The 23,806-nt window shown below is 61.1% G+C and carries 24 protein-coding genes; 9 read left to right on the forward strand and 15 right to left on the reverse strand.

Translation table 11 applies throughout. From position 1 onward, the window contains the following. Window positions 1-47 precede the first annotated feature (47 nt). Entirely contained in the window at window positions 48-212 is a 165-nt protein-coding gene (locus RA29_RS23240) for a hypothetical protein (RefSeq protein WP_193743531.1), read from the forward strand. Here RA29_RS23240 and RA29_RS13540 read toward each other — a convergent pair whose 3' ends face one another. The 3 genes from RA29_RS13540 to RA29_RS13550 form a co-directional block, all read right to left on the reverse strand. After that, window positions 213-1,427 (reverse strand): multidrug effflux MFS transporter, encoded by a 1,215-nt coding sequence (locus RA29_RS13540; RefSeq protein ID WP_039686768.1) that lies wholly within the window; start codon window positions 1,425-1,427, stop codon window positions 213-215. A 126-nt stretch (window positions 1,428-1,553) separates the two neighbouring features. Beyond that, a complete protein-coding gene (locus RA29_RS13545) occupies window positions 1,554-2,198 on the reverse strand; it encodes a DsbA family oxidoreductase (protein ID WP_039686769.1) in 645 nt (214 codons plus the stop codon). Next, window positions 2,198-3,721 (reverse strand): class I adenylate-forming enzyme family protein, encoded by a 1,524-nt coding sequence (locus RA29_RS13550; RefSeq protein WP_039686771.1) that lies wholly within the window; start codon window positions 3,719-3,721, stop codon window positions 2,198-2,200. Before RA29_RS13550 ends, RA29_RS13545 begins: the two co-directional genes overlap by 1 nt. 44 nt (window positions 3,722-3,765) lie before the next feature. On the opposite strand from RA29_RS13550, the gene RA29_RS13555 reads away from it, so the two are divergent. Continuing rightward, entirely contained in the window at window positions 3,766-4,389 is a 624-nt protein-coding gene (locus RA29_RS13555) for an XRE family transcriptional regulator (protein WP_039686773.1), read from the forward strand. A gap of 11 nt (window positions 4,390-4,400) precedes the next feature. On the opposite strand, the gene RA29_RS13560 is transcribed toward RA29_RS13555, so the two are convergent. The 3 genes from RA29_RS13560 to RA29_RS13570 form a co-directional block, all read right to left on the reverse strand. Further along, window positions 4,401-4,619, reverse strand: a complete 219-nt coding sequence (locus RA29_RS13560; protein WP_039686775.1) for a hypothetical protein — start codon at window positions 4,617-4,619, stop codon at window positions 4,401-4,403. A 112-nt stretch (window positions 4,620-4,731) separates the two neighbouring features. Then, complete coding sequence (locus tag RA29_RS13565) at window positions 4,732-5,388, reverse strand: MIP/aquaporin family protein (RefSeq protein ID WP_039686777.1); 657 nt, start codon at window positions 5,386-5,388, stop codon at window positions 4,732-4,734. An 18-nt stretch (window positions 5,389-5,406) separates the two neighbouring features. After that, window positions 5,407-7,122, reverse strand: a complete 1,716-nt coding sequence (locus RA29_RS13570; RefSeq protein ID WP_039687792.1) for an extracellular solute-binding protein — start codon at window positions 7,120-7,122, stop codon at window positions 5,407-5,409. A 400-nt stretch (window positions 7,123-7,522) separates the two neighbouring features. Between RA29_RS13570 and RA29_RS13575 the strand changes: the two genes are divergently transcribed. Then, window positions 7,523-8,308, forward strand: coding sequence for a 3-hydroxybutyrate dehydrogenase (locus tag RA29_RS13575; protein ID WP_039686778.1), 786 nt, complete (start codon window positions 7,523-7,525; stop codon window positions 8,306-8,308). A gap of 73 nt (window positions 8,309-8,381) precedes the next feature. Next, window positions 8,382-9,413, forward strand: a complete 1,032-nt coding sequence (locus RA29_RS13580; RefSeq protein ID WP_039686780.1) for a patatin-like phospholipase family protein — start codon at window positions 8,382-8,384, stop codon at window positions 9,411-9,413. Window positions 9,414-9,467: 54 nt separating this feature from the next. On the opposite strand, the gene RA29_RS13585 is transcribed toward RA29_RS13580, so the two are convergent. The 4 genes from RA29_RS13585 to RA29_RS13600 all read right to left on the reverse strand — a co-directional run bounded on the left by RA29_RS13585 (window position 9,468) and on the right by RA29_RS13600 (window position 12,945). Further along, window positions 9,468-10,214, reverse strand: coding sequence for a DUF502 domain-containing protein (locus RA29_RS13585; protein WP_039686782.1), 747 nt, complete (start codon window positions 10,212-10,214; stop codon window positions 9,468-9,470). A 72-nt stretch (window positions 10,215-10,286) separates the two neighbouring features. Then, window positions 10,287-11,207 (reverse strand): pseudouridine-5'-phosphate glycosidase, encoded by a 921-nt coding sequence (locus tag RA29_RS13590; protein WP_039686784.1) that lies wholly within the window; start codon window positions 11,205-11,207, stop codon window positions 10,287-10,289. Next, a complete protein-coding gene (locus RA29_RS13595) occupies window positions 11,204-12,097 on the reverse strand; it encodes a PfkB family carbohydrate kinase (protein WP_039686786.1) in 894 nt (297 codons plus the stop codon). Before RA29_RS13595 ends, RA29_RS13590 begins: the two co-directional genes overlap by 4 nt. 44 nt (window positions 12,098-12,141) lie before the next feature. Continuing rightward, complete coding sequence (locus tag RA29_RS13600; protein ID WP_039686788.1) at window positions 12,142-12,945, reverse strand: DUF4198 domain-containing protein; 804 nt, start codon at window positions 12,943-12,945, stop codon at window positions 12,142-12,144. On the opposite strand from RA29_RS13600, the gene RA29_RS13605 reads away from it, so the two are divergent. Then, entirely contained in the window at window positions 12,944-14,137 is a 1,194-nt protein-coding gene (locus tag RA29_RS13605; protein ID WP_039686790.1) for a HupE/UreJ family protein, read from the forward strand. The two genes, RA29_RS13600 and RA29_RS13605, sit on opposite strands and share 2 nt — an antisense overlap. On the opposite strand, the gene RA29_RS13610 is transcribed toward RA29_RS13605, so the two are convergent. After that, on the reverse strand, window positions 14,134-14,748 hold the full coding sequence (locus RA29_RS13610; protein WP_039686792.1) for a thiamine phosphate synthase: 615 nt from the start codon (window positions 14,746-14,748) through the stop codon (window positions 14,134-14,136). The genes RA29_RS13605 and RA29_RS13610 overlap by 4 nt on opposite strands. Before the next feature lie 138 nt (window positions 14,749-14,886). On the opposite strand from RA29_RS13610, the gene RA29_RS13615 reads away from it, so the two are divergent. The 3 genes from RA29_RS13615 to RA29_RS13625 are packed head-to-tail and all read left to right on the forward strand — an operon-like array spanning window position 14,887 to window position 18,295. Further along, window positions 14,887-15,615, forward strand: a complete 729-nt coding sequence (locus tag RA29_RS13615) for an RNA methyltransferase (protein ID WP_039686794.1) — start codon at window positions 14,887-14,889, stop codon at window positions 15,613-15,615. Between the two features lie 59 nt (window positions 15,616-15,674). After that, window positions 15,675-16,820, forward strand: a complete 1,146-nt coding sequence (gene ctaA, locus RA29_RS13620) for a heme A synthase (protein ID WP_039686795.1) — start codon at window positions 15,675-15,677, stop codon at window positions 16,818-16,820. After that, window positions 16,820-18,295 carry a carboxypeptidase M32 gene (locus RA29_RS13625; protein ID WP_039686797.1) on the forward strand — a complete coding sequence of 492 codons (1,476 nt, stop codon included), beginning with the start codon at window positions 16,820-16,822 and terminating at the stop codon, window positions 18,293-18,295. Before ctaA ends, RA29_RS13625 begins: the two co-directional genes overlap by 1 nt. 63 nt (window positions 18,296-18,358) lie before the next feature. Here RA29_RS13625 and gyrA read toward each other — a convergent pair whose 3' ends face one another. Next, complete coding sequence (gene gyrA, locus RA29_RS13630) at window positions 18,359-21,052, reverse strand: DNA gyrase subunit A (RefSeq protein WP_082029538.1); 2,694 nt, start codon at window positions 21,050-21,052, stop codon at window positions 18,359-18,361. A 230-nt stretch (window positions 21,053-21,282) separates the two neighbouring features. On the opposite strand from gyrA, the gene RA29_RS13635 reads away from it, so the two are divergent. Next, window positions 21,283-21,552 carry an usg protein gene (locus tag RA29_RS13635; protein ID WP_039686801.1) on the forward strand — a complete coding sequence of 90 codons (270 nt, stop codon included), beginning with the start codon at window positions 21,283-21,285 and terminating at the stop codon, window positions 21,550-21,552. A gap of 308 nt (window positions 21,553-21,860) precedes the next feature. Here RA29_RS13635 and RA29_RS13640 read toward each other — a convergent pair whose 3' ends face one another. The 3 genes from RA29_RS13640 to RA29_RS21980 form a co-directional block, all read right to left on the reverse strand. Beyond that, complete coding sequence (locus RA29_RS13640) at window positions 21,861-22,259, reverse strand: hypothetical protein (protein WP_039686802.1); 399 nt, start codon at window positions 22,257-22,259, stop codon at window positions 21,861-21,863. An 8-nt stretch (window positions 22,260-22,267) separates the two neighbouring features. Next, a complete protein-coding gene (locus RA29_RS13645; RefSeq protein WP_052249657.1) occupies window positions 22,268-22,834 on the reverse strand; it encodes a tetratricopeptide repeat protein in 567 nt (188 codons plus the stop codon). Between the two features lie 101 nt (window positions 22,835-22,935). Beyond that, entirely contained in the window at window positions 22,936-23,706 is a 771-nt protein-coding gene (locus tag RA29_RS21980; protein ID WP_052249658.1) for a winged helix-turn-helix domain-containing protein, read from the reverse strand. Between the last annotated feature and the right edge of the window lie 100 nt (window positions 23,707-23,806).

A 23,806-nucleotide genomic window follows, 5' to 3' on the forward strand; every position in this document is an offset into this window, starting at 1 on the left:
CATTCACTAAAGTATGTCAGGATCAGCTGCACATTGGAGTTGATGCGATGACGGACAACACTGATCCTTACGCCGTGCACATCGTCGTTCCGGGAGTAACCATCAAAGTAAAAAATGAAAAGTGTCTGATCTGGTTGTGTGCAACCATGCTCTCGGCGCTTTCGCTTGTCGTCGTGATAGCGCTTGTATTGAAAACACCGGGACGGGCCTGATTAGGCCACAGCCTCTTCCGCGCGGCGCATTTGCTGCATGAGGATGGAAGCTACGATACAGGCCATCAGCACGGTCGCGATGAGCGGCATGGGCGTTCCGTCGAACATCAGCCCGACGGGTGATGCAAACGCCGCGCCCAGCACTGTGGACACGGCACCGATGACCGAGGCTGCCATGCCTGCGATATGTCCCATCGGCTCCATCGCGATGGCGTTGAGGTTGGCGACCGTGAGCCCACCCTGGAACATTACGCCCCACTGCCAGAAGATGTAGAACCAGAACAGGCCCGGCATGTCGGCGATCATCCACATCACGAAGACGGTGGAGACAACGACCTGCGCGGTCAACGCCCATGTCACCATTCTGCGCATACCGAAGCGTCCAACGATGGCGGCGTTGAGGAGGCTCGATACGCCTGATGCCAAGGCGATGGCGCCGAACCACAGCGGGAACGTGTCGGCCCGGTCGAACGAGACTTCGAAGATCGGCTGCACCATCGTCAGGACAGAAAATAGGATCATCAGCATCAGGGTCTGCACGTAGATCGACAGACGTACGGTGCGGTTTGCAAACATCTGGCCCACGGCGTCGATCATCAACGGCCAACGCAACGGGCGACGGTTTTCGCGTGGCAAGGTTTCGGACACGCGGGTGCCGAACCACAGGAGCAGGATCAGGGCAAAGATCAGGAACGCAGGGAAGATGGCGCGCCATCCGGCGGCGTCCATGATGATCTTGCCCAGAAGGGGGGCGATGGCGGGCACGAGCAGAAACACCATCATCGTCAGCGACAGGATGCTGGCCATCGCGCGCCCGGCATAGAGATCGCGGATGATGGCCGCTGACACCACGCGGGGGCCCGCTGCGCCTAGCCCCTGAAGGACCCGTGCGGCGAGCATCAGTTCGAGTGTGGGTGCCACCCAACTTAGCACCGCGCCGAGTGCGTAGATTGCGAGCCCCAGATAGACTACCGGTTTGCGCCCAATGGCGTCAGACAATGGACCGGTAAAGAAAGTGCCAGCACCCATACCGATCACAAAGAAGGTCATCACCAGTGCGGCCTGTGCCACACCGCCTTCGGGTGCGATGTCGTTGGCGATTGCGGGCAGGGCTGGCAGCATCGCGTCGATGGAGAACGCAATGGTCGCGAACATCATCGCCATCAGGGCGATGAATTCGGCTTTGCCCAGTCTTTGTCCCTCGGGTTCAGTCACGATTTGAATGGTGTGTCCGGCTGAAAATGACGCTAGTGCGCGCCACCTTGACGATACCAATGCGGTTTGGCAACGACTTAAGGTTGAAAAGCAACCGAACGATTAAATTGTGATCATCCGTGATGCTCAGGCGGCGCCCTGTTGCAGTTCCGTTATGACCTTCGACCACAGTTCTGGCGGTTGGGCGCCCGGGACCGCGTGCTGATTGGCGACAATGAATGTCGGGACGGACCCGATTCCCATTTGGCGGCTGTGGGCATCGCGTGCGGCGATGTCTTCCCTGTCGGCGTCCGATGCCAGCAGGCGCAGCACCACGCTGGCGTCCATGCCGATCCCGTCGGCAATATCTGCCAGCACCTCGTGATCGCCGATGTCGCGTGTGTCGACGAAATAGGCTTTGAACAGGGCGGATACGGCCGCTGTCTGCTTGCCTTCGATCCCGGCCCAGTGGATCAGCCGGTGGGCGTCCATCGTGTTGGGGGTGCGGCGCATGCCTTCGAAGTCGATCTTGAGCCCTGCCTGTTCGGCATGTTCGACGACGGGGGCGTAGGCGCGTATGGCCCCTTCCTTGCCCCCGAACTTGGTTTCGAGATATTCGCGACGATCCATGCCGCCCGCTGGCATGTCCGGGTTGAGCTGGAAGGGGTGCCATTCGATGACAAAGGGGTGGTCGGGGTTCGCCTCAAGCGCGCGGTCCAGATGTGCCTTGCCGATATAGCACCATGGGCAGATCGGGTCGGACATGATGTCGAGTTTGATCGGATCGGGCATCAGTTTGCTTTCGTCGGTTGGGACCAGAACAGGGGCAGGCGCCGCCGGACCAGCTTGCCATTTGCACCCGCAGGCAGCATCGGCACGTGAATATAGGCGCGCGGTTGCTTGTACCGCGCGAGTTTCGGCTCGACATAGGCGCGTAGGTCGCGTTCGTCCAGTGGCGCAGGGGATGTGTAGAAGGCTGCGATGATGAAGACTCCGGTCTTGGCCTCGACCTGAGTGACCCCCACGCCTGTCACACCCGGCGCGTCGGCAAGGGCGGATTCGACCTCAAGCGGGGAAACGCGGTAGCCCCCGGCGTTCATCATGTCATCGTTGCGGCCCAGATATGTGATCTGCCCGTCCTCATCCATGACACCGATGTCGCCGGTCAGAAACCAGTCGCCCGAAAACCGCGCTGCGGTCTCATTCGGGGCATTCAGGTATGCGCGCATCAGCCCGGGATCCGAGCGATGGACGGCGATGGTGCCGGGCGTGCCGCGCGGGGTCGGTTCGTTATCGCCCAGAATGGCAATGTGTCGGCCTGCTTGCGGTTGACCCAGAGCGCCCAGCTTTGCCGGATGTGCGGGGCTGGAGGAGATGAAGGTGGAGCATTCCGACATGCCGTAAGCTTCGAAAATGTCGGTGCCGGTGGACGCGCGCCATGACGCGAGCGTCGTTTCGGGCAGCTTTTCGCCTGCGCTGAGCCCGTGGCGCAGGGCGGGCAGGCCCGGCATTTCGGCGCGTGAGAGCATCTGGCGATAGACGCCGGGTGCGGCGGCAAAGATCGTCGCGCCATGGGCGCTGAGCAAGCTGCCAAGCGCCTCGGGTGGGGTGCCCGGTGCCGGGATCAGTGCGGTTGCGCCGACGGACCACGGGTCCATCAGGCCGGTGCCCAGCGTGTAGGTCCAGTTGAAGGCTCCTGCGTGCATCAGCACATCGTCGCGGCGCAGCCCGTACCAGCCATCGTGCATCATCTGGCGCGCCCAGATGGCCCGGTGGGCGTGGGCCACGGCCCTGGGTTGCCCCGAGGTTCCCGAGGTGTAGATGATGTATCCCAGCCGTTCGGGATCCCCCATATGCCAGTCGGCGGGCGGGTGGTTGCGCAGTGCGTTCAGCGTTGCGAGCCTGATTTCAGGCGCGCCTGGTGCCGAGGCCACGTGCGGGTCGCGCAGGATCAGGCGCGGGCGCAGCTCAGTCACGATCCGCGCAACCTCGGGCTCTGTCAGGGCGGCGGAGGTTGGGACCGGCACGAGGCCCGCCGCCAGTGCGCCCAGATAGGCAATGGGAAAGTCGATGGTGTTGCCGAGCCGCAGAAGAACGATGTCGCCCGGCACGCAGCCTGCGGCCAGAAGGCCGCCGCCGGTGCCCAGCACTGCCTGTTTTAGCGCGGCATATGTGAGGGTCGTCGCGTCAGTTTGATCCACGACGGATACGGCCACTTTGTCCGGTATCGCATCCGCATGCGCCAGCACGTGGGCCGCCATGTTGAAGGGCGCGGGGCAGGGTGGCGGAGGTGTGCCGCGGAAAACGCTTAGCACAGGCGGCGTTGCATGGGCGAACCGTGCATCCTATAGAGGTCGCCATGCAAGGCAAAGACCCCAAAACACTGATCCAGATCGCCCGCTCGACCGGCCGGGACGAAACCGCGGAACCGCTTGACCTGGGGGCGCGTGTGCGCGAGTTGCGCAAGGCGCGCGATTGGACGCTGGAACAGGCGGCCAATCAGGCTGGGCTGGCCCGCTCGACCCTGTCTAAGATCGAGAACGGGCAGATGTCGCCGACCTACGAGGCGCTGAAGAAGCTGGCCGTGGGGCTGGAAATCAGCGTGCCGCAGCTGTTCACGCCGCCGGAAAAGGGGCAGATCAACGGGCGCATGGTTGTCACGCAATCGGGACAAGGCAATGCGCAGGCCACGGTGACCTATGAGCACGAGCTTCTGGCAGAAACGCTGACCAAGAAGCAGATGCTGCCCTACCGTGCGCGTGTGCGGGCGCGGTCGATGGAAGAATTTGACGGCTGGGTGCGGCACGACGGCGAAGAGTTCCTGTATGTGCTGACGGGGGTTATTCGCCTGTATACCGAGTTTTACGAGCCGGTCGATATGCGTCGGGGCGACAGCGCCTATTACGACGCGACCATGGGTCATAACGTGGTGTCTGTCAGTGACGAGGATGCGCTGATCCTCTGGGTGACGTCGCTGGCCTGAGCCTGGCGCGGTCAGGCGGTCTGGCGCGTTTCGGCGTGCTGCGACAGGAAGGCGTCAAAGGCGTCCTGCGCTTCTTTCAGCGACATGTCGTGCGTTGCGGCCAGATAGCTTTCGAAGCGATCCTGGTCTGCCTTGAGAAACGGCATGGCACTGGGTTCAAGCTTTGGAAACTCTTTGCGAAGCGCGCGATAGTTGTCCGCCCAGTTGCGGGTCAGGTCATTCCAGTTCATGCGTACCCCCGGGGTTTTGCTTCAACAAGTGCTGAACGCATGTCCTCGTCCGCCTCCCACAGCGGGTCAGACATCCACCACGGCCCGGACCATATTACATTTCCGTGACAGATCAACTGTTGACCGCAAACAGTCGACGGAGTGTCGCATGTGCGACACCTACAGCCACAAGTTGAATTGCGATGAAGGCGGGGATGTGGCCGGGATAAATCCCTGAAAAGGTGTCAGAAAACCCGCGCGCGATGGTCACGGCTGGGTTGGCAAAACTGGTCGAGGCGGTGAACCAGTACGCACCGGTGATGTAGAGCGCGACGAGTGTCGGCACAGCGTCCGGCCTGCTGCGCAAGCCACCGAAAATGACAAAGAGCAGGCCAAAGGTCGCGATGCCTTCGGACCACCACTGGGCCAGCCCGGTGCGGTGCATCGTGGTCGACGTTTGCAGCAGGGGAAGGTCGAACATGCCGTGCGTTGCCCAGACCCCGACAATGCCGCCGCAGACCTGTGTCGCAACATAGAGCAGCGCAAGGCGCGTGCCGATCTCTCCGCGCAGCCAAAAGGCGAGCGTGACGGCGGGATTGAAATGCGCACCCGAGATCGGACCAAGCACCGTGATGATCACGTAGAGCATGCAGCCTGTCGCAATGGCATTGGCAAGGAGCGCAATGGCCACGTTTCCACCCGCCAGCGCCTCGCCCATGATGCCGGAGCCGACGACAGAGACGAGGAGCAAGGCGGTGCCCAACCCCTCGGCCCAGAGTTTTTGTATCATCTTACGTTCCGAATTCCGTCAGTTTTCGTCCCACCACCAGAATTGCGGCATCCAGTCCGGCCCGTCACCATAAAGCGGGATCACCTCGGGGTGCTTCATCTCGGATACATGGGCGATACGGCCCGTCGTGAACTGCCAGAAGGGCACGACATACCTGCCTGCGGTCAGCAGACGGTCAAGGGCGCGGGTCGCCGCAAGGCTGTCCTCGCGCGTGGTGGCTGTCAGCATGGCGGTGATCATGGCGTCTATGGCCGGGTCCTGCACGCCCATCAGGTTGCCGGAGCCTTCTTCCTCTGCCGCGGTGGAGCCCCAATAGAACCATTGCTCATTGCCGGGGCTCAGCGACAAGGCACGGCGAATATAGGCCATGTCGAAATCGAATGCGTCCTCGCGCGCCGTAAACTGGGCGCCGTCCACAAGGTCGATGCGCACGTCGATGCCAAGCTGTTCCAGCGCCTGAATATACAGGTTTGCGATGGCGCGATCTTCGGTCCGTTGCTGATCGAGCAGGATGGTAAAGGCCATTGCCTGCCCATCCGCATTGCGCAGCTTGCCGTCCTGCGTGGTCCATCCGGCCTCTTCCAGCAGACCGATGGCACGGCGCAGCCCCCTGCGGTTGCGCAGCGATCCGTCGCTTTCGGGCAGGGTATAGCCTTCCATCACGCCCGGCAGCAGCTTGCCATTGAACGGCGCCAGCAGTTCGGCCACGCGCCCCTTGGCGGCCCCCGGTTCCATCGCCAGCGGTGAGTTCGAAAAGTAGGAGGTGATGCGCGGTTGTGCCCCGCCAGTCAGCGTGTCGTTGATGTATTCGAAATTGAAGGCGGTGATCAGCGCCTCGCGCACGCGCCAGTCGTCAAAGGGCACGCGGCGGGTGTTCATGACAAAGCCTGTGATGCCAGACGGTTTCTGGTGCTCGATTTCTGTCTTGATGACATCACCCGATTGCACGCGGGGAAAGTCGTATTCGCTGTTCCATGTCTCGGCATTGAACTCGCGCCAGGCCGAGATTTCACCGGCCTTGAACGCTTCCAGCACCACGTCGCCATCGCCGTAGAAGTCGATGGTGATCTCATCAAAGTTGAAGGTGCCACGGCGGAAATTCAGGTCATTGCCCCAGTAATCCGGATTGCGCGTCAGGGTGACGTAGCGCGCGCCTTCGTAGTTGCTGACAACATAAGGGCCAGAGCCGATGGGCACGTCGTTGATCGTGGCGGCGGCAAAATCCTTGCCCTCCCACTGGGCTTTTTGCAGGACCGGACGCATACCGGCCAGCAGGGCCAGTTCGCGGTTTTCGGAATTGAACGTGAACTTGATGCTGCGCGGCCCGGTTTGCTCCATGGTCTCGATCTGCGCCCACAGGCTGCGGTAGCGCCCGTGCCCCTGGGTGCCGAGGGTTTCGTAGGACCACATCACGTCTTCGATCGTTACCGGGCTGCCGTCGGAGAATGTCGCCTCTTCGCGCAGGGTGAATTCGACCCATGTGCGGTCGGCATCCGTCTCAATCGATTCGGCGAGCAGGCCGTAGAGGGCGAAAGGTTCGTTGCGGCTGCGGCCCATCAGGCTTTCATGGGTCAGGAACCGCAGCTGCCAGGGCACGTTGCCCTTCTGGATGTAGGGGTTCAGCGAATCAAAGCTGCCCGTGCTGGCCAAGGTGATGGCACCACCTTTGGGTGCATCTGGATTCGCGTGCGGAAGAGACACAAAATCCGGTGGCAGGGCAGGGTCACCGTACATAGCTATGCCATGTTGTGGCTCTGCTTGTGCCATTGCGGCAAGGCCAACAAGGCCCGCAAGAATCACCGAAGCGCTGCGTTTTTTGCTGAGTCGCGTTTGGAAAAAATGCCTGCTCATTTTGTAAACAATCCTTGATCGCCCTTGTTTTGTTAACAATAGCGGCCAACAGACATTTACGCATTATCAAACTTTTAGCTTGGACTCTTCGGGCGGGTTTGCGTATAACAAGGGCACTGCTCGATAGGTTTCTTGCCTGTATGAAACCTGCCTCAATAACTTAACGCCAGCTTCGTGCTGGCGTTTTTTTTGGCGTATGTGAAACCCATTGGGGTGCAGAACCATTCCTTTCGCAGGTGCAGCATGACAGGATGCGCACAACTTTGGCGAAAGGATCCCCGCAATGGCTTTTGAAATCTCTCTCAGCGGCAAGACGGCTGTCATCACCGGTTCCAACTCGGGCATCGGGCTGGGCATGGCGTGGGAACTCGCGCGGGCTGGGGCCGATGTGGTGCTGAACTCGTTCACGGACAACGACGAAGATCACGCCATCGCCAAGGAGATCGCTGATGAGACCGGCACAAATGCGCGGTACATTCGGGCTGATATGTCCAAGGGCGATGAATGCCGCGCGCTGGTCGAAAAAGCGGGGGCCTGCGATATCCTTATCAACAACGCGGGCATCCAGCATGTGGCGGGCATCCCTGAATTCCCGGTCGAGAAATGGGACGCCATCATCGCGATCAACCTGAGTTCCGCCTTTCACACCACAGCCGCGGCATTGCCCATGATGCGGGATGCAGGTTGGGGCCGGGTGATCAACGTGGCCTCCGCCCACGGCCTGACCGCTTCACCGTACAAATCGGCGTATATCGCGGCCAAACACGGCATCGTTGGCCTGACCAAGACAACAGCACTGGAAACGGCCGAAGAGCCTATCACCGCCAACGCCATCTGCCCGGGCTACGTGCTGACCCCGCTGGTCGAAAGCCAGATCCCTGACACGATGAAAGAGTATGACATGGGCCGCGAAGAGGTGATCAAGAACGTCATGCTCAAGCGCCAGCCATCCAAGGAATTCGCGACGACGGAACAGATGGGCGGCACCGCCGTCTTCCTCTGCTCATCCGCCGCGGACCAGATCACCGGCACAACAATCAGCGTAGACGGCGGTTGGACGGCGCTCTGATCCGTCCTTCATCTTGCCAGAAAAACTCCCGCCGGAGGCTCCCGCACTCTCCGTCCAGACCAGAGGTCCAACCATGACGCGCAAGAAGATCAACGTGGCCCTGCAAGGGGGCGGAGCACATGGCGCGTTCACCTGGGGTGCGCTTGACGTCCTTCTTGCTGACGACCGGATCGAGATCGCGGGCGTTTCGGGCACATCGGCGGGCGCGCTGAACGGGGCGGCGATCAAGGCGGGGCTCGCGCAAGGCGGCGAAGATGCGGCGCGCGAGAACCTCGATTGGCTCTGGGCACAGGTGGCCGGGGTGCAGGACATGCGGATGGCGACGTGGATGGCCCCTTTTGGGCCTGCGCAGATCTCGCAGGCGCTGGAATACTCGCTGCCCTATGCCATCGGGGACGCGGTCGGCCGCATGGTGTCGCCCTATACCTACGGTCCCTTCTACCGCAATCCGCTGACCGACATCGTGTCGAAGTTCAACATGGACAAAGTGTGCTGCGATGACGGCCCGCAGCTGTTCATCAATGCTACCCGCGTGCGCAACGGCAAGCTGCGTGTGTTTCGTCAGGCAGAGGTGACGCCGGACGTGATCATGGCGTCCGCCTGCCTGCCGACACTGTTTCAGGCGGTCGTGATCCACGATACCGAAACAGGGCAGGAGGAAGAGTTCTGGGATGGCGGCTATACCGGCAATCCCGCGCTTTTTCCTTTGTTCGACGCCTCGCTGCCAGACGACATCGTGGTCATCAACATCAACCCGCTGGAACGCGATCACCTGCCGCGCACGCCGCAGCAGATCCAGAACCGGATCAACGAGATCAGTTTCAACTCCTCGCTTCTGCGCGAGATGCGGGCGATTTCATTTGTGAAGCGCCTGATCGACGAGGGCACGATCGAGAAGGGCCAGATGCGCCGCGTCAACATGCACATGATTGCGGATGACGCGCTGATGAATGATCTGAGCGTGGCGACGAAACTGGTGCCGAACAGTTTCGTGATGGGCAAGTTGCGAGAGGCCGGGGCACGGGCTGCGCAGACCTTCCTCGACACGCATTTCGATCAGATCGGCACCGGCGACAGCGTCAACATGCGCGAGATGTTTTCGTAGCTCAAAAATCCGACACGGATTTTTGACAAGATTTTTTGTAAAAATCTTGCCCCGTCAGGACGGTGGCATGGTCGGATCCTTGCCATTGGGGTACACAAGGCCCGCAGAGATCACCAGCTTCGCCGCGTCCTCGACCGACATATCCAGCTCGATCACGTCCTCGGCCGGGAAAAACAGCAGAAAGCCCGATGTCGGGTTCGGCGTCGTGGGCACAAAGATACTCAGCAATGCCCCTGTATTGCCCGCCCGGTCGCTCACCTCGCCCTTCGCGGTGGTCGAGATGAAGCCAATGGCCCAGATGCCCTTGCGCGGATACTCGATCAGGCACGCCTTCTCAAAAGACCGTTCGGACTGGGCAAAGATCGTCTCAGAAATCTGCTTGATGCCGGAATAGATGGAGCGCACCACAGGTGTCCGCTCAACGAGGCTTTCGGCATAGCGGATAAGCGACCGGCCAATGAAACCCTTGGCGATCCAGCCCACAAGGATCGTGAACAGCAAAAAGACGATGACGCCCACGCCGCGCACGTTCACCCTGATCCAGTCGGGGTTCGGCACCCGCACGCCGTTTTCATCGATGAACCGCGGGTTGTTCAGAAAGTAGTTTACAAGGGAGTCGGGCTGCCATGCCGTAGGCACGAGCGGCCAGACAAAGCCATCAACCCAGCCGATGACGGTCCAGATCAGCCAAACAGTCAGACCAACTGGCGCAATGACAACAATGCCGGTCAGAAAGGACGCGCGCAGTCGCGAGAAAATACCGGGGCGCCGGGGTTCTTCTGGATCAAAAGGGGTGTTCATCGTGGTCCCGGCACATCTTCACAGGTTACGTAAGGCAACGCTTTCGGCACTACAATGGTTTGTGCCTTTTGTTCAGGCATCCGTGGCGCGCGTGCCCAATTCGGCGGCGATCTGCGCGGCCAGACGCGCATTATTGCGGACAAGCGCGATGTTCGCCGTCAATGACCGGCCATCGGTCAATTCAAAAATGCGTTGCAACAAGTAGGGCGTCACGCCCTTGCCGCTGATCCCGTGCGTCTCGGCGTCTTGCGTGGCTTGCGCGATGATCGGGGCGAGGGTCGCGCGGTCGATCTCGTCCGCTTCGGGAAGCGGGTTGACCACCAGCTGGCCGCCGGGCAGGCCCAGAGCCGCGCGCTGAAGATGCGCTGCGGCGATGTCAGCGGCATGGTCCATCCGCAGTGGCGCCGTCATGCCCGCACTGCGCGACCAGAAGGCAGGCATGTCATCCTGGCCGTAGGCGATGACCGGCACGCCTTGCGTTTCCAGCACTTCGAGCGTCTTGGGAATGTCGAGGATCGCCTTGGCCCCTGCCGCCACAACAGTGACCGGCGTTTGCGCCAGTTCCAGCAGGTCTGCCGAGATGTCAAAGCTGTGCTCGGCCCCTTTGTGCACGCCGCCAATGCCACCCGTGGCAAAGACGGAAATGCCTGCAATCCGCGCGGCGATCATCGTGGCGGCGACGGTGGTGGCCCCGGTGCCGCCTGTGGCCATGCAGACGGCCATGTCGGCGCGGCTGAGCTTTGCCACTTTTTTTGATTGCGCGAGAGCCTCTAGCTGCGCGTCGGTCAGGCCGACATGCAGGACCCCGTCGATCACGGCCATGGTGGCGGGGACGGCACCGCCCTTGCGAATGTCACCTTCAACCTGTCGCGCGACCTCAAGGTTTTGGGGGTAGGGCATCCCGTGGGTGATGATCGTGCTTTCCAGCGCGACCACGGGCGTGCCGTTTTCCAGTGCGCCTGCGACTTCGGGGGAGGTGGTGAAAAGCGTCATGTGGGCGTCTTTCCTGAAACATAGATGGCCGCAGCCTCAAGCGCGGCGTGCAAAGCGTCCGAGCGGTTGGCGCCGCGCAGTTCGGCGGCCATGTGGGCTGCCATGAATGTGTCACCGGCGCCCGTGATTCGCGTGACCAGCACCTGCGGGGGTGTTTCGCTGACGAGACCTTCGGCAGAGCCCTCGGTTGCGGTCTTGCCGCCGTCGGTGACCAGAACGCGCGATGCGCCGCGTTGCAAAAGCCCGTCTGCCGCCTCGACCGAGTTGTCGAACCCGCGCTGACAAAGCAGCCCAGCTTCTTCAAGGTTTACGTAGAGCGTTCCGCGGCTGTGGGTGAGAAAGGGACCGAGCCGCTCGGCCTTGCCCGGTGAGGCGGGGGCCACGCGCAGGTCAGCGCGGGCCAGGACCGGGCTGGTGGCAATCTCGTTGAGCAGATCAAGTGTGAGGTTGCCGTCAAGGGCCGCGAGCCCTGCAAACGGTGCTTCTGCCGTGGCGAGCGTGCCGTCCGTCAACGGGCGCAGGATTTTGGCACCCGCGCTTTCCAGCGAATGCGCGTCTGCAATCGCTGCGATCAGGCCGTTGGCCCCTTCAACCGCCATGTACTGGTCAGTCGGCAGATCTTCGGAGCGGTACACGGTGTCGGTGATCATGCCGCGCGCCTTGCAGGCAGCGATCAGCTCGTCGCCCTCGGCATCACGCCCTATGGCTGTCAGCAGGGCAGGCGTCAGCCCGAAACGGGCAAGCGTCATGGCGATGTTCATGGCGACGCCACCGGGCAGCCGCGTGATCCGGCCCGGCACGTCCGATCCCTGACGCATCGCGAGCGGCGCGCGCCCGATCACGTCCCACAGCACCGACCCGATGCACAGAATGTCAGGTGTTCGTATCATGCGCGTCTTGTGACGTTGCGTGAGGCAAGAGGCAAGAGCGCGCGTTACTCCGGCACCGCAAAGGTCAGTGCCGCCCAGTACGTGTCCCAGACGGCATCCGTGTCTGCGTCCGGTGTGGGCGCGATGGCGACTGCATCGAACAGGTAGTCATGGCCGGGCGTGACAGGGATGGCAGCGATGCCGCTTTCATCTGTGCGGTGCAGCGTGATTGTGACGCTGTTATCGGGTGCGCGGTCGAATACCTCGACCTGTGCATCGGCGCGCACCTCGCCATCCAGGGTGACCTGCACCTGCATGATGCCATCGAAATCCGGCGCATAGGGGTTTGTCAGCGCGATGAATTCGGTTTTCAGACCCAGCGCGCGGTCCGTGCCAATGGCGTCTCCCACGGCGATCAGAGACTTGGCGTGGCGTGTATAGCGTTCCTTGAATGGCGGTTCGGGAAATCGGTTGTCGGCGTGGCGTGCGGCGATGTTCGGGAAATCCTTGTGATCGGCGAACTTCTGGAACTTGGCCCATTCCCGGTAGGTCAGAAGCGATGGTGTCGTTTCGTGCACCACGATCACGAGCCCTTCGACCGGCCCCGGCACATCGAGCGCCGGATTGTCGCCCATACGTGCCTCAACCGGGCGGATGGTGTCGCCCACGACGACGTCAAAGCGTGCGATGCGCCGTTCGAAATAGGACAGGTTCACCCCTTCGAATTCTTCGCCGTTCTTGAGCCGCGCCACGATCTGTGCCGACGGGGGCACTTGATAACGTTCCGGTTCGATCCAGAACTCATGGGCGGTTGCGCTTGTGGCACAGATGGCGCACCAAAGCGGAACGATCAAACGGATGAAAATCATGCAAGCTGCCTTCTCTAGCGTATCCCGAAAGCTGCCGCTTTGGGCTTTGTTGTCAACTCTTTGGTTTGGCCTGTGCGCCAGTATGGCCGCCGCGCATGAGGTCGTGCCGACGATTGCTGACCTGACAGTGACAGACGGGACCGTCCGGGTGGAAATGCGCGTGAATGTCGAGGCGCAGATGTCCGGCATCGACCTGGATCTGGTTGAGGATACCGACAACGCCGAGAATGCCGCAGATTATGACGCGCTGCGCGCCCTGAGTGACAGCGAGGTGGAGGCGCTGGTGCCGTCGCTTGTCGAGACCCTGAATGCGCTGCCACTGGTGAGCATGGGTGGCGAGGCTGTGAGCTTTGCACTTGATACCGCGGCTGTTCCGCAGGTGGAGAATGAAGAACTGGCGCGCATCACGGATGTCGTTCTGACCGGAGTTGTCCCCGCGGGGACAGATACGATTGAGGTGGCCTGGCCTGCCGGTGCCGGAGATCTGGTTTTGCGGCAGCAGGGGGTCGACTCGCCTTATACCGGTCTGATTTCGGGCGGTGACAGCAGTGGTCCGATTGCTGTTGCGGGGGGAGGTGCTGCCTCTGGCTGGCAGACCTTTGGCGCATACGTGCCCGTAGGCTTTGATCACATTCTGCCCAAGGGGCTTGATCATATCTTGTTCGTGCTGGGGCTGTTTTTCCTGTCCACGCGGCTGGGCCCGCTTCTGTGGCAGGTCACGGCCTTTACCATTGCCCATACGGTCACGCTGGCGCTTGGCGCACTGGGGATTGTCAACCTGCCGGGCAGCATCGTGGAGCCGCTGATTGCGGCGTCGATTGTCTATGTGGCCATCGAAAACATCTTTGCCCGTGGGCTGAACCCATGGCGGCCTGCGATCATCTTTGGCTTTGGGTTGCTGCACGGGCTTGGCTTTGCCTCGGTCCTTGGCGAATTCGGCTTGCCCGAGGGGCAGTTCATCCCGGCGCTGATCGGCTTCAATGTCGGGGTCGAGATTGGCCAGCTGACGGTCATCGCGCTGTCGGCAATACTGCTTTGGTTGGGCGTGCGCGCGGCGCGGATGTCCGACCTTGAGGGGCAGGAAGAGACGATCACCGACTACAACGTGATGTTCCGGGCCTGGTCACTGACCGGTTCGTTGCTGATTGCGGTGATTGCGATCTACTGGGTGATCGAGCGGACGCTGCTTTAACCGATCGGGTCTATCAGGCGGGCGAGGGCGGCGGCTGGATCATCGTCGCCCCAGATTTCTTCGCCAACACCGAAAAAGTCAGTGATAGGGGCAAGGCGCTTGACTGTGTCGAGCGTCAGGCCGCCCTCGGCCACCACGGGCACTTCGATCATCTCGGACCACCAGGCAAAAAGGTCGTCCTCGGCTGTCGCCTCCTCCGCCACACCGGCGAGAGGACCAAAGGCGATGTAGTCGGCACCGGCTTCACCCGCTGTCATGCCATCATGGCGCGAGGTGCCGCAGAAGCTGCCGATGATGGCATCGGGCCCCAGCGCCTTGCGCGCGTCGCGGACGGATTTGGCGGCATCGCTCAGGTGCACGCCGTCGAGGCCAAGACGCTCGGCCAGGCTCACATGGTTGTTCAATACGATGGCAACGTCGTGGGCATGCGCGACTTCCCGGCAGGCATCGGCGGCTCGGGAAATGCGGTCCTCATCCTGTGTGGCAAGGGCGAGGCGGATGCAGGCCACGTCATGCGCCTCAAGCACGGCGTTCAATTGCCCCGGAAAGACGGACAGCTCGAAGACAGGCGGGGTCAGGAGGTAGATCTGCGGCTGCTCGGGGGCACTCATGGGCGTTGTCCTTCTGCTCTTGCGTGCCGCTCTAGCCGGAAAAGGCAGGGCTTGAAAAGATTTATGCCTCCGGCGGGGATTTTTTTGAAACAGGGAAGGGGATTGTCGGGCGTTCTGTGTCGCGGTAGACGGCGCGCCATGACACCGACATTTGTGCTGACGCGCCCTCAGATGGGCGAGAACATCGGGGCGGCTGCCCGCGCGATGCTGAACTTTGGCGTGGACCGGATGCGCATCGTGGATCCCCGCGACGGCTGGCCCAATCCTGCGGCAGTGGCGATGGCGAGCGGCGCGGGGCGGGTGCTGGATGCCGCAACGGTGCATCCGGATGTGGCGGGCAGCGTCACTGACTGCACCTATGTCTATGCCACGACGGCCCGGATGCGGGACATGACCAAGGACGTGCTGAGCCCCGAGGCCGCCATGCAGGACGCCGCACGTCGCATCGCAGAAGGCCAGCACGTGGCCGTGATGTTTGGGCCGGAGCGGGCTGGGCTGGAGAACGAGGATCTGGCGCAGGCCAATGCGCTGATCACGGTGCCTGTGAACCCTGAATTTCCATCTTTGAATCTTGCCCAATGCGTTTTGCTGGTGGGCTACGAGTGGCGGCGTGCCAGTGCGGAGATTGAGCATCGCGTGACCGAGATGGCGGGCACCGAATGGGCCGACGGGAACGAAATCGACCATCTTGCACGCCATTTCGAGGAGCGGTTGGACGAGGCCGGGTTCTTTTTCCCCGAACACAAGGCCCCCAGCATGAAGATGAACCTGCGCAATCTGTGGAGCCGGATGCCGCTGACCCGTGCCGATGTGCAGACCCTGCACGGCATGCTGCGTCAGATGGTCCGGTGGGCGAACCGCCCCTGACGCTGGACGACCCCGCACGGCGGACTTAGGTTGCGCGGTGAGCAAGAACCGGAGCCAAGATGGCAAAGAACCGTAGTATTTTCGAAGAGGTCGGGACCACCGAAAAGCAGTTGGTCGAAACGGGGGTGATCGACAAGGGCAGGGGCGGCGCGCGCGGTGCGATCCGCGTCTGGCTGATGATGCTCTTTGCCCTCGTGGTCGTGATGATTGCTGTGGGTGGACTGACCCGTCTGACCGACAGTGGGCTGTCGATCACCGAATGGCGGCCCTTTACCGGGGCCATTCCGCCGCTGAGCCAGGCGGATTGGGAGGCGGAATTCGCATTGTACCAGCAGATCGACGAGTTTCGGCTGCAGAACGCCTGGATGACCATGGCCGACTTCAAGGTCATCTACTGGTGGGAATGGGGGCACCGGCAGCTTGGCCGGGTAATCGGCCTTGTCTGGGCCATTGGTTTCTTCTGGTTTCTGATCCGCCGCCAGATCCCGACGGGTTGGACACCGCGTCTGCTGGGCCTGGGCGTGCTTGGCGGGCTGCAAGGTGCGATCGGTTGGTGGATGGTTGCGAGCGGTGTAACGCAGGGCGAGGGGATGCTTGATGTGGCCAGCTACCGGCTGGCGACCCATCTGGGCCTTGCTTTTGTCATTCTGGGCTTCATTGCCTGGTATACTTACTTGCTGGGCCGTCCTGAGCGGGAGTTGATGCAGGCGCGCCGCGACAAGGAAGCCAAGCTGTTTTCGATGTCCACCGGGCTGATGCACTTTGCCTTTCTGCAAATTCTGATCGGCGCGCTGGTTGCGGGCATTGATGCTGGGCGCACGTACACCGACTGGCCACTCATGGGCGGGCAGGTGTTCCCCGCGACGGCCTTTGTGTTTGAGCCATGGTGGCGGAATTTCTTTGAAAGCCCCGGCCTTGTGCAATTTATCCACCGGATCACGGGCTATCTGCTTTTTGTCTTTGCCGTCGTCGTCTGGCTGCGCGGGCGCAAATCGGCGCATGAACGGACGCGCTTTACCTTCAACGCGGTCTTTGCCGCCATGAGCCTGCAGATCGTGCTGGGCATTGTCACTGTCCTTTATGGCGCGCCGTGGCAGGTGGCGATCCTGCACCAGTTCCTGGCCGTGGTCCTGTGGGCATTGATCCTGCGCGGGCGTTTCCTCGCCGCATATCCGATTGCAACATCCATCCGGGGGACATCCTGATGAGTGCGTTTGACGACCTGCTTGCCCATGACCACACCACGCAGGCTCTGGGACAGGTGGCAGGTCGCCTTGGCTGGGATCAGGAGACGATGATGCCGCGCGGTGCTGCTGCGCAACGGGGCGAAGAGATGGCTGCGATGGAAAGCGTGCTGCATGCGCGCCGGACAGATCCAAAGGTCGGTGATTGGTTGGCCGCGATTGACGCGGGTGGGTTGAGTGCCGTCGATGCGGCCAAGCTGCGCGAGATCAAGCGTGGCTATGACCGCGCCTCAAAGGTACCGGCGGATCTGGCGGCACAGATCGCGCGTGTGACGTCCACGGCGCAAGGCAAATGGGCCGAGGCGCGCGAGGCGGATGACTACGCGGCCTTTGCCCCCGTGCTGGCCGAGGTTATTGCCCTGAAGCGCGAAGAAGGTGCGGCGCTCGCAAATGGCGGCGACATTTATGACGCCATGTTGGAGGATTACGAACCCGGCACGACGGGTGCGGATCTGGAGGAGATGTTCGGCGCGTTGCGTCCGGCCTTGACCGAGCTGCGGGCTGCAATCCTCGACAAACCTGCGCCTGCACAGGTGCAAGGGCCGTTCGACGAAATGGCGCAGCTGCAGATCAGCACCCTGCTGGCCAAGACCTTTGGCTACGATCTGGGACATGGGCGCATCGACAAGGCGGTGCATCCGTTCTCTTCCGGCTCGGGCAATGACGTACGGATCACCACGCGCACGAACCCGGACGACCCGTTCAACTGTTTCTACTCGACGATCCACGAGGTCGGGCACGCCTGCTATGAGCAGAACATCGACGATGCCTACCTGCTCAGCCCGCTGGGGCGCGGTGTGTCGATGGGGGTGCATGAAAGCCAGAGCCGCATCTATGAGAACCAGCTGGCGCGCAGCCGCGCGTTTACCGGTTGGCTTTACGGTCAGATGCGCGATGCGTTTGGTGATTTCGGGATCGCGGACGAAGAGGCGTTCTATGCTGCCGTGAACCGTGTCTCGAATGGCTATATCCGGACCGAAGCCGACGAGGTGCAGTATAACCTGCATGTCCTTTTACGCTTTGATCTGGAGCGGGCCCTGATGTCCGGTGACCTGGATGTTTCGGACCTGGAGGCCGCTTGGAACGACCGGTTCAAGGCTGACTTTGGCTATGCCGTCGACAAGCCGTCAAACGGTGTTTTGCAGGATGTGCATTGGTCTGTTGGACTGTTTGGATACTTCCCAACCTATTCGTTGGGCAATGTCTATGCCGGGTGCCTGCACGAGGCGTTGCGGGCGGCTGTTCCGGATCTTGATGCGCAACTGGCGCAAGGTGAAACGTCAGCGGCGACAGGCTGGTTGCGCGACAATTTGCAGGTGCATGGCAGTTTGTACGAGCCGCGTGAGATGATCGAACGAGCCAGTGGCCGCGCGCCGGGGCCGGAGCCGCTTCTGGCGTATCTCAAAGACAAATTCAGCGGTATTTACGGGTTTTAGAAGCGCTGTGCCCATCGGGCGCACCCTACGCATATTGGTAGGGTGCGCATTTAATGCGCACCGCTATTCTGCGTCTTCCTCATCAGCCTGATCCGCAATCCAGGCGACACTGACCACTTCCTCGCCCTTGCCCGTGTTGAACACGCGCACGCCGCCCGCGCTGCGCGAGCGGAAGCTGATGCCTTCGACGGGCACACGGATCGATTGGCCCTTGGACGTCGCCAGCATGATCTGGTCGTCCATCTCAACTGGGAAGGAGGCGACGATGTCGCCGCCGCGCATTGCCTTGTCCATGGCCGCAACACCCAAGCCACCGCGACCGCGCACGGGGTAGTCGTGGCTGCTGCTGAGCTTGCCGGAACCGGTCGCAGTGATCGTCAGGATCAGGTTCTCGGCCGCGGACATTTCGGCATAGCGTTCGGGGGACAGGTTGCCGGGTGCGACATCATCCTCATCGCCTTCCGGCTCTTCGGTGACACCAGCCATCAGGCGGCGTTGCTTGAGGTAAGCCGCGCGTTCTTCGGCATCTGCGTCGAAATGGCGGATGATCGACATGGACACGACGCGATCCGATCCGTTCAGCTTGACCCCGCGCACGCCCACAGACGAGCGGCTGTTGAACACGCGCACGTCGGTGGCCGGGAACCGGATGGCGCGGCCCGAGTTTGTCACCAGCATCACGTCGTCATCGTTGGACGCGATGCGGGCGTTGATAAGGGTCGTGTCGGCGTGTTCATCCTCGAATTTCATGGCAATCTTGCCGTTCGCCTTCACATTGGTGAAGTCGCTCAGCTTGTTGCGACGCACGGTGCCGGCAGAGGTGGCGAAGACGACCTGCAGGTCATCCCATTCCTTCTCATCGCGATCCACAGGCATGATGGCCGCGATGCTAACCCCTTGCGGTATCGGCAGAATATTGACAATCGCCTTGCCCTTCGACGTGCGGCCACCTTGCGGCAGGCGCCAGGTCTTGAGCTTGTAGACCATGCCATCGGTGGTGAAGAACAAGAGCTGCGTGTGCGTGTTCGCGACGAAGAGGGTGGTGATCACGTCCTCTTCCTTGGTCTGCATGCCGCTGACACCCTTGCCGCCGCGCTTCTGACTGCGGAAGTTGGCGAGCGGGGTGCGCTTGATGTAACCGCCAGAGGTCACGGTGACGACCATGTCCTCACGCTCGATCAGGTCTTCGTCTTCCATGTCGCCGGACCAGTCGACGATTTCGGTGCGACGGGGCACGGCGAACTGGTCTTTCACCTCGGTCAATTCGTCCGAAATGATACCCATGATCCGTTCGCGCGAACCCAGAATTTCCAAGTATTCCTTGATCTTTGCAGCGAGTTCTTCAAGTTCGTCCGTGACTTCCTTGACCCCGATCTGGGTCAGGCGTTGCAGGCGCAGATCAAGGATGGCGCGCGCCTGAATTTCCGTCAGGTTGTAGGTGCCATCGTCGTGCATTTTGGACAGCGGATCGTCGATGAGGCGCAGGTAGCCTTCAATCTCGGCGGCGGGCCAGCGGCGTTCCATCAGTTTGGCGCGTGCCTCTGCCGCGTCGGCGGAGGAGCGGATGGTGGCGACCACTTCGTCTACATTTGAGACCGCAACGGCGAGGCCACACAAGATGTGGCTGCGATCACGTGCTTTGCGCAGGTCGAATGCGGTGCGGCGGATGACGACTTCTTCGCGGAAATCGAGGAACGAGGTGAGGAACCGGCGCAGGGTCAGTTGCTCGGGTCGGCCGCCGTTCAGTGCCAGCATGTTGCAGCCGAAAGAGGTTTGCATCGGGGTGAACCGGAAGAGCTGGTTTAGGACAACTTCCGCGGTCGCGTCGCGCTTCAATTCGATGACCACGCGGACGCCGTTGCGGTCGGATTCGTCCTGGACGTGGCTGATCCCTTCGATGCGCTTTTCACGTGCGGCCTCGGCGATGCGTTCGATCATCGTGGCCTTGTTCACCTGATAAGGAATCTCATCAATAACAATGGCGTAGCGGTCTTTCCTCAACTCCTCGACGCGGGTTTTGGAGCGGACAATGACGCTGCCGCGTCCTTCGAGGTAGGCTTTGCGCGCGCCGGAGCGGCCCAGCATGATGCCGCCTGTTGGGAAGTCAGGGCCGGGCACGTAGTCGATGAGCGCTTCGGAGGACAGGTCCGGGTCTTCGATCAGGGCGAGGCAGGCGTCGACCACTTCGCCCAGGTTGTGGGGCGGGATGTTTGTGGCCATGCCAACGGCGATGCCACCTGCGCCGTTGACCAGCATGTTGGGGAAGCGGGCGGGCAGGACTGTGGGTTCGCGGTCTTTGCCGTCGTAATTGTCCTGGAAATCGACCGTGTCCTTGTCGATATCGGCGAGGACGAAGGCCGCCGGTTTGTCCATGCGGACTTCGGTATAGCGCATGGCAGCGGGGTTGTCGCCGTCCATGGAGCCGAAGTTGCCTTGCCCGTCAAGTAGCGGTAAAGACATGGAAAAATCCTGCGCCATGCGCACGAGCGCATCGTAGATCGCGCTGTCGCCGTGAGGGTGGTACTTACCCATGACGTCGCCGACAGGACGGGCGGATTTGCGGTAGGATTTGTCGTGTGTGTTCCCGGTTTCGTGCATTGCATAAAGGATGCGCCGGTGCACAGGTTTTAGGCCGTCGCGCAGGTCGGGAATGGCGCGGGAGACGATGACCGACATGGCGTAGTCCAGATAGGACGTGCGCATTTCGGCTTCGATGGAGACCGAAGGGCCATCGTATTCCGGCCGCTCTGGCCGCATTTCATCATCATTTTCAGGGGGTTGTGGCGTGTCGTTCACGTGGCTCTGCCCGTTCTGTCGCGTGCTCTATATCTTGGGTCTGGTTCTATCAGAAACCGCATATAGGGTGCAATGCTTGAGGTGCGGCGTTGTTAGCACTCTGCCCGGATCGGTGATAGGCTGTTGTTTTCATTGAAAATTAATCGGTGATCGGCTCTGCTGAGCATAGAGCAGAAATAAAGAGGTGCGATATGGCCGAGAGCGAGACCGAGTTGATGCTGAAGGGATATGGGCTGACCACGGCGGAGATGTTCTATCATATGCCGGACTATGTGCATGTTTTGAATACATTTATCTGGCAGGACTACGATCTGGCACCGGACCATCCGCGGCTGTTCAAGTTTATCGACTTCTGGCGGGCGGAGATTGAGGGGGCGCTGCATTCTGTGCGCTTTACTCACCGCAAGATGATTGGGCCGGGCGAGTGGCAGAACGTGACGGGCGAGTTCACGCTGCAGTGAAAGTTAGTGGAGCGCGCGGTGGGGCGAGACGGGTGGCTAACACCCGAAACTGCATATTTTCAGCTTCAAACTGCGCATTTTTGACGGTCGCGTTTGGCCGGTTTTCCACGTCATTTGGCAAAACTGCACATTTTGGCCGTAAAACTGCGTGTTTTGGGTGCGCAGCAGCGATTAACCTGTTGGTAAGATGTGCGTCGGCGTTAACCTTTGTTGTCCGGCCCGGCAGGTGCGCTCTTTGCTGCGCAAATTCACCCACCCGCCGGGCCCATTGAAGTATCGCCGCTTGCGGTTGTCAGTGATGTGCCCAACTACGCGCTTGGCAGAAAGCACAGGTTCAGGCCGATCAGTGCAGCCCAGAATCCCGTCTCAAGGGTTTCGGTGATGGGTTGGGACCCCTCAAGCCAACCCCAGACATGGACGACGACCATGAAGACGCAGAACAAGGTGAAGTATTCGAGCAAGAGTTGAAGACCCGATCCATCGAGTGCGGCACGGAGAAAAAAGACGTTGGTGACAATCGCAAAGGACCCCAGGCAACGGGCGAAGTACCAAGCGAGATCTGTGTCGTCGGGGAGCCGCCAAAGCAGCATCCGGGCCCACACGCGCGGCGCCAGAAAAATCGGCAGGGAAAATGCGAAGAAGGTCACGCAGGTCAGAACCAGCATGTAGGTTTGGGCGTGATTGGCCCATATTCCGATGAACTGCATGTCGGACCTCAGAACAGTCGTTTTTCGTATTTCCAAGCGTCCGCATCGGGCGTGACGGAATCGAGGTCGAAGTCATTGTCGATCAGGTGCTGGGCGGTCTCACTGCCCATCTCGGCCGCCTTGCGGATGATCTGTTCTCCCAGGTCCTGATCATAGGGCACGCCGCGTCCTCGCAGCACGTCCAGCCCATAATTGAATGCGCCGATTTCCGAGCCAAGTTCCATCGCGCGGCGGTCCAGCTCTGCCGCAGCTTCGGGGTTTTCCGGGCCGGCAAGGCCGTTGTCTTCCATCCATGATAGCCATGTCAGGCCCTGTACATTGTCCCGACGGGCGCTTTCCGAGAAGATTTCGCGCGCCTCTTCATGCATGCCAGCCTTGGCGGCACCATACCCGATGGCGCCGGTCATCGGGTGCCATTCCCCATGCCGCATGCGGTCCAGGGCACCTCGCATGGAAAGCTCTTCGGGGTTCTTTGTTCCAAATTCATCCGAAACATGGCTGTCCCGGTCCTCGGCCATGGCATGAGATGCGAAGGCTGCGCATGCAAGGATGCATGTGGTGCGTTTGATGTTCATATCGGTCTCCAATCCTAGACGTTGCATCGACAGACTGGAGTGTTCGGCGCAGCGGAGTGCCAGAAACGTGTGAGACTTCTGCAAAAAATGCGCAAAAAACGCTATTTTACTAACTTGTAGCCAACGCCGCGCACCGTCTCGATGACGGGTGAGCGGCTTTTGTCCGGATCGAGTTTCTTGCGGAGGTTGATGATGTGCTGATCGAGTGCGCGCGAGTTCGGCATGAAATCACGCCCCCATCCTGCGTCGTAAAGCTCATCCTTGGTGACAACGGCTCCGTGCTTTTCCTGGAGGAATTCAAGCAAGCGAAAGTCGCGTGGTGTCAGCGCAACCTGAAGCGTGCCGTGCCGTGCGCTGTGTTGGTCGGGCAGGAGGACGAGTTGGTCGTCGGATGGCTGTGCTGCCCTATGCCGCCAAGCCACAAGCAGGCTGAGCGACCCCAGCAACGTCAACGCCCATGTCACGCCCTTGGTCCATCCATGCAGGGCGGTTTGAAAGCCGTTCTGCAATTCGGCATGAGCGTAGATCAGGCACATCCGTGGGCTTGTCTGGCAATAAAGACGCTCGTGCCCGTCTCTGTCATAGGGAGACCAGTTGCCTGCCAGGGGCTTTGACGTGAGGCGGGTGAGTTCGCTGATCTCTTCCGGCGACAGATCGAACCGTGTCGGCACGTAGGCGTGCGGCCCGGGATACAGAAGTGACCCGTTCGGGGACCACATGACGGCTTTCAAAAGGCTTGTGTCTTTTGCCAGGTAAAAGCTGATGCGGTCCGGCTGGTTTTGGATGTGGTTGAGCGCCTGTGCGTCTGCTGCGCCTTTGCGGGACGCCGATTGCCACGGATCAGCTGTCACCCAGAGGGAGCTGGCTGCCATGAGGCAGATACATCCGATCAACATGAACAAACGTTGCATTGCGGTGGCAGAATGCACCGGCTTGCCGTGTCGTTAAATGAGACTTTCGTCAGGGCCGCCC

Origin of the sequence: Tateyamaria sp. ANG-S1 (assembly GCF_000814025.1) — a bacterium.
Lineage (GTDB): Bacteria > Pseudomonadota > Alphaproteobacteria > Rhodobacterales > Rhodobacteraceae > Tateyamaria.

Coding starts and splice junctions, on each gene's coding strand:
- RA29_RS23240 (WP_193743531.1), top strand. CDS start 48: ATGACGGACAACACTGATCCTTACGCCGTGCACATCGTCGTTCCGGGA.
- RA29_RS13545 (WP_039686769.1), bottom strand. CDS start 2,198: ATGCCCGATCCGATCAAACTCGACATCATGTCCGACCCGATCTGCCCA.
- RA29_RS13555 (WP_039686773.1), top strand. CDS start 3,766: ATGCAAGGCAAAGACCCCAAAACACTGATCCAGATCGCCCGCTCGACC.
- RA29_RS13560 (WP_039686775.1), bottom strand. CDS start 4,619: ATGAACTGGAATGACCTGACCCGCAACTGGGCGGACAACTATCGCGCG.
- RA29_RS13565 (WP_039686777.1), bottom strand. CDS start 5,388: ATGATACAAAAACTCTGGGCCGAGGGGTTGGGCACCGCCTTGCTCCTC.
- RA29_RS13570 (WP_039687792.1), bottom strand. CDS start 7,122: ATGTACGGTGACCCTGCCCTGCCACCGGATTTTGTGTCTCTTCCGCAC.
- RA29_RS13575 (WP_039686778.1), top strand. CDS start 7,523: ATGGCTTTTGAAATCTCTCTCAGCGGCAAGACGGCTGTCATCACCGGT.
- RA29_RS13580 (WP_039686780.1), top strand. CDS start 8,382: ATGACGCGCAAGAAGATCAACGTGGCCCTGCAAGGGGGCGGAGCACAT.
- RA29_RS13585 (WP_039686782.1), bottom strand. CDS start 10,214: ATGAACACCCCTTTTGATCCAGAAGAACCCCGGCGCCCCGGTATTTTC.
- RA29_RS13590 (WP_039686784.1), bottom strand. CDS start 11,207: ATGACGCTTTTCACCACCTCCCCCGAAGTCGCAGGCGCACTGGAAAAC.
- RA29_RS13595 (WP_039686786.1), bottom strand. CDS start 12,097: ATGATACGAACACCTGACATTCTGTGCATCGGGTCGGTGCTGTGGGAC.
- RA29_RS13605 (WP_039686790.1), top strand. CDS start 12,944: ATGCAAGCTGCCTTCTCTAGCGTATCCCGAAAGCTGCCGCTTTGGGCT.
- RA29_RS13600 (WP_039686788.1), bottom strand. CDS start 12,945: ATGATTTTCATCCGTTTGATCGTTCCGCTTTGGTGCGCCATCTGTGCC.
- RA29_RS13610 (WP_039686792.1), bottom strand. CDS start 14,748: ATGAGTGCCCCCGAGCAGCCGCAGATCTACCTCCTGACCCCGCCTGTC.
- RA29_RS13615 (WP_039686794.1), top strand. CDS start 14,887: ATGACACCGACATTTGTGCTGACGCGCCCTCAGATGGGCGAGAACATC.
- ctaA (WP_039686795.1), top strand. CDS start 15,675: ATGGCAAAGAACCGTAGTATTTTCGAAGAGGTCGGGACCACCGAAAAG.
- RA29_RS13625 (WP_039686797.1), top strand. CDS start 16,820: ATGAGTGCGTTTGACGACCTGCTTGCCCATGACCACACCACGCAGGCT.
- gyrA (WP_082029538.1), bottom strand. CDS start 21,052: ATGCGGCCAGAGCGGCCGGAATACGATGGCCCTTCGGTCTCCATCGAA.
- RA29_RS13635 (WP_039686801.1), top strand. CDS start 21,283: ATGGCCGAGAGCGAGACCGAGTTGATGCTGAAGGGATATGGGCTGACC.
- RA29_RS13640 (WP_039686802.1), bottom strand. CDS start 22,259: ATGCAGTTCATCGGAATATGGGCCAATCACGCCCAAACCTACATGCTG.
- RA29_RS13645 (WP_052249657.1), bottom strand. CDS start 22,834: ATGAACATCAAACGCACCACATGCATCCTTGCATGCGCAGCCTTCGCA.
- RA29_RS21980 (WP_052249658.1), bottom strand. CDS start 23,706: ATGGCAGCCAGCTCCCTCTGGGTGACAGCTGATCCGTGGCAATCGGCG.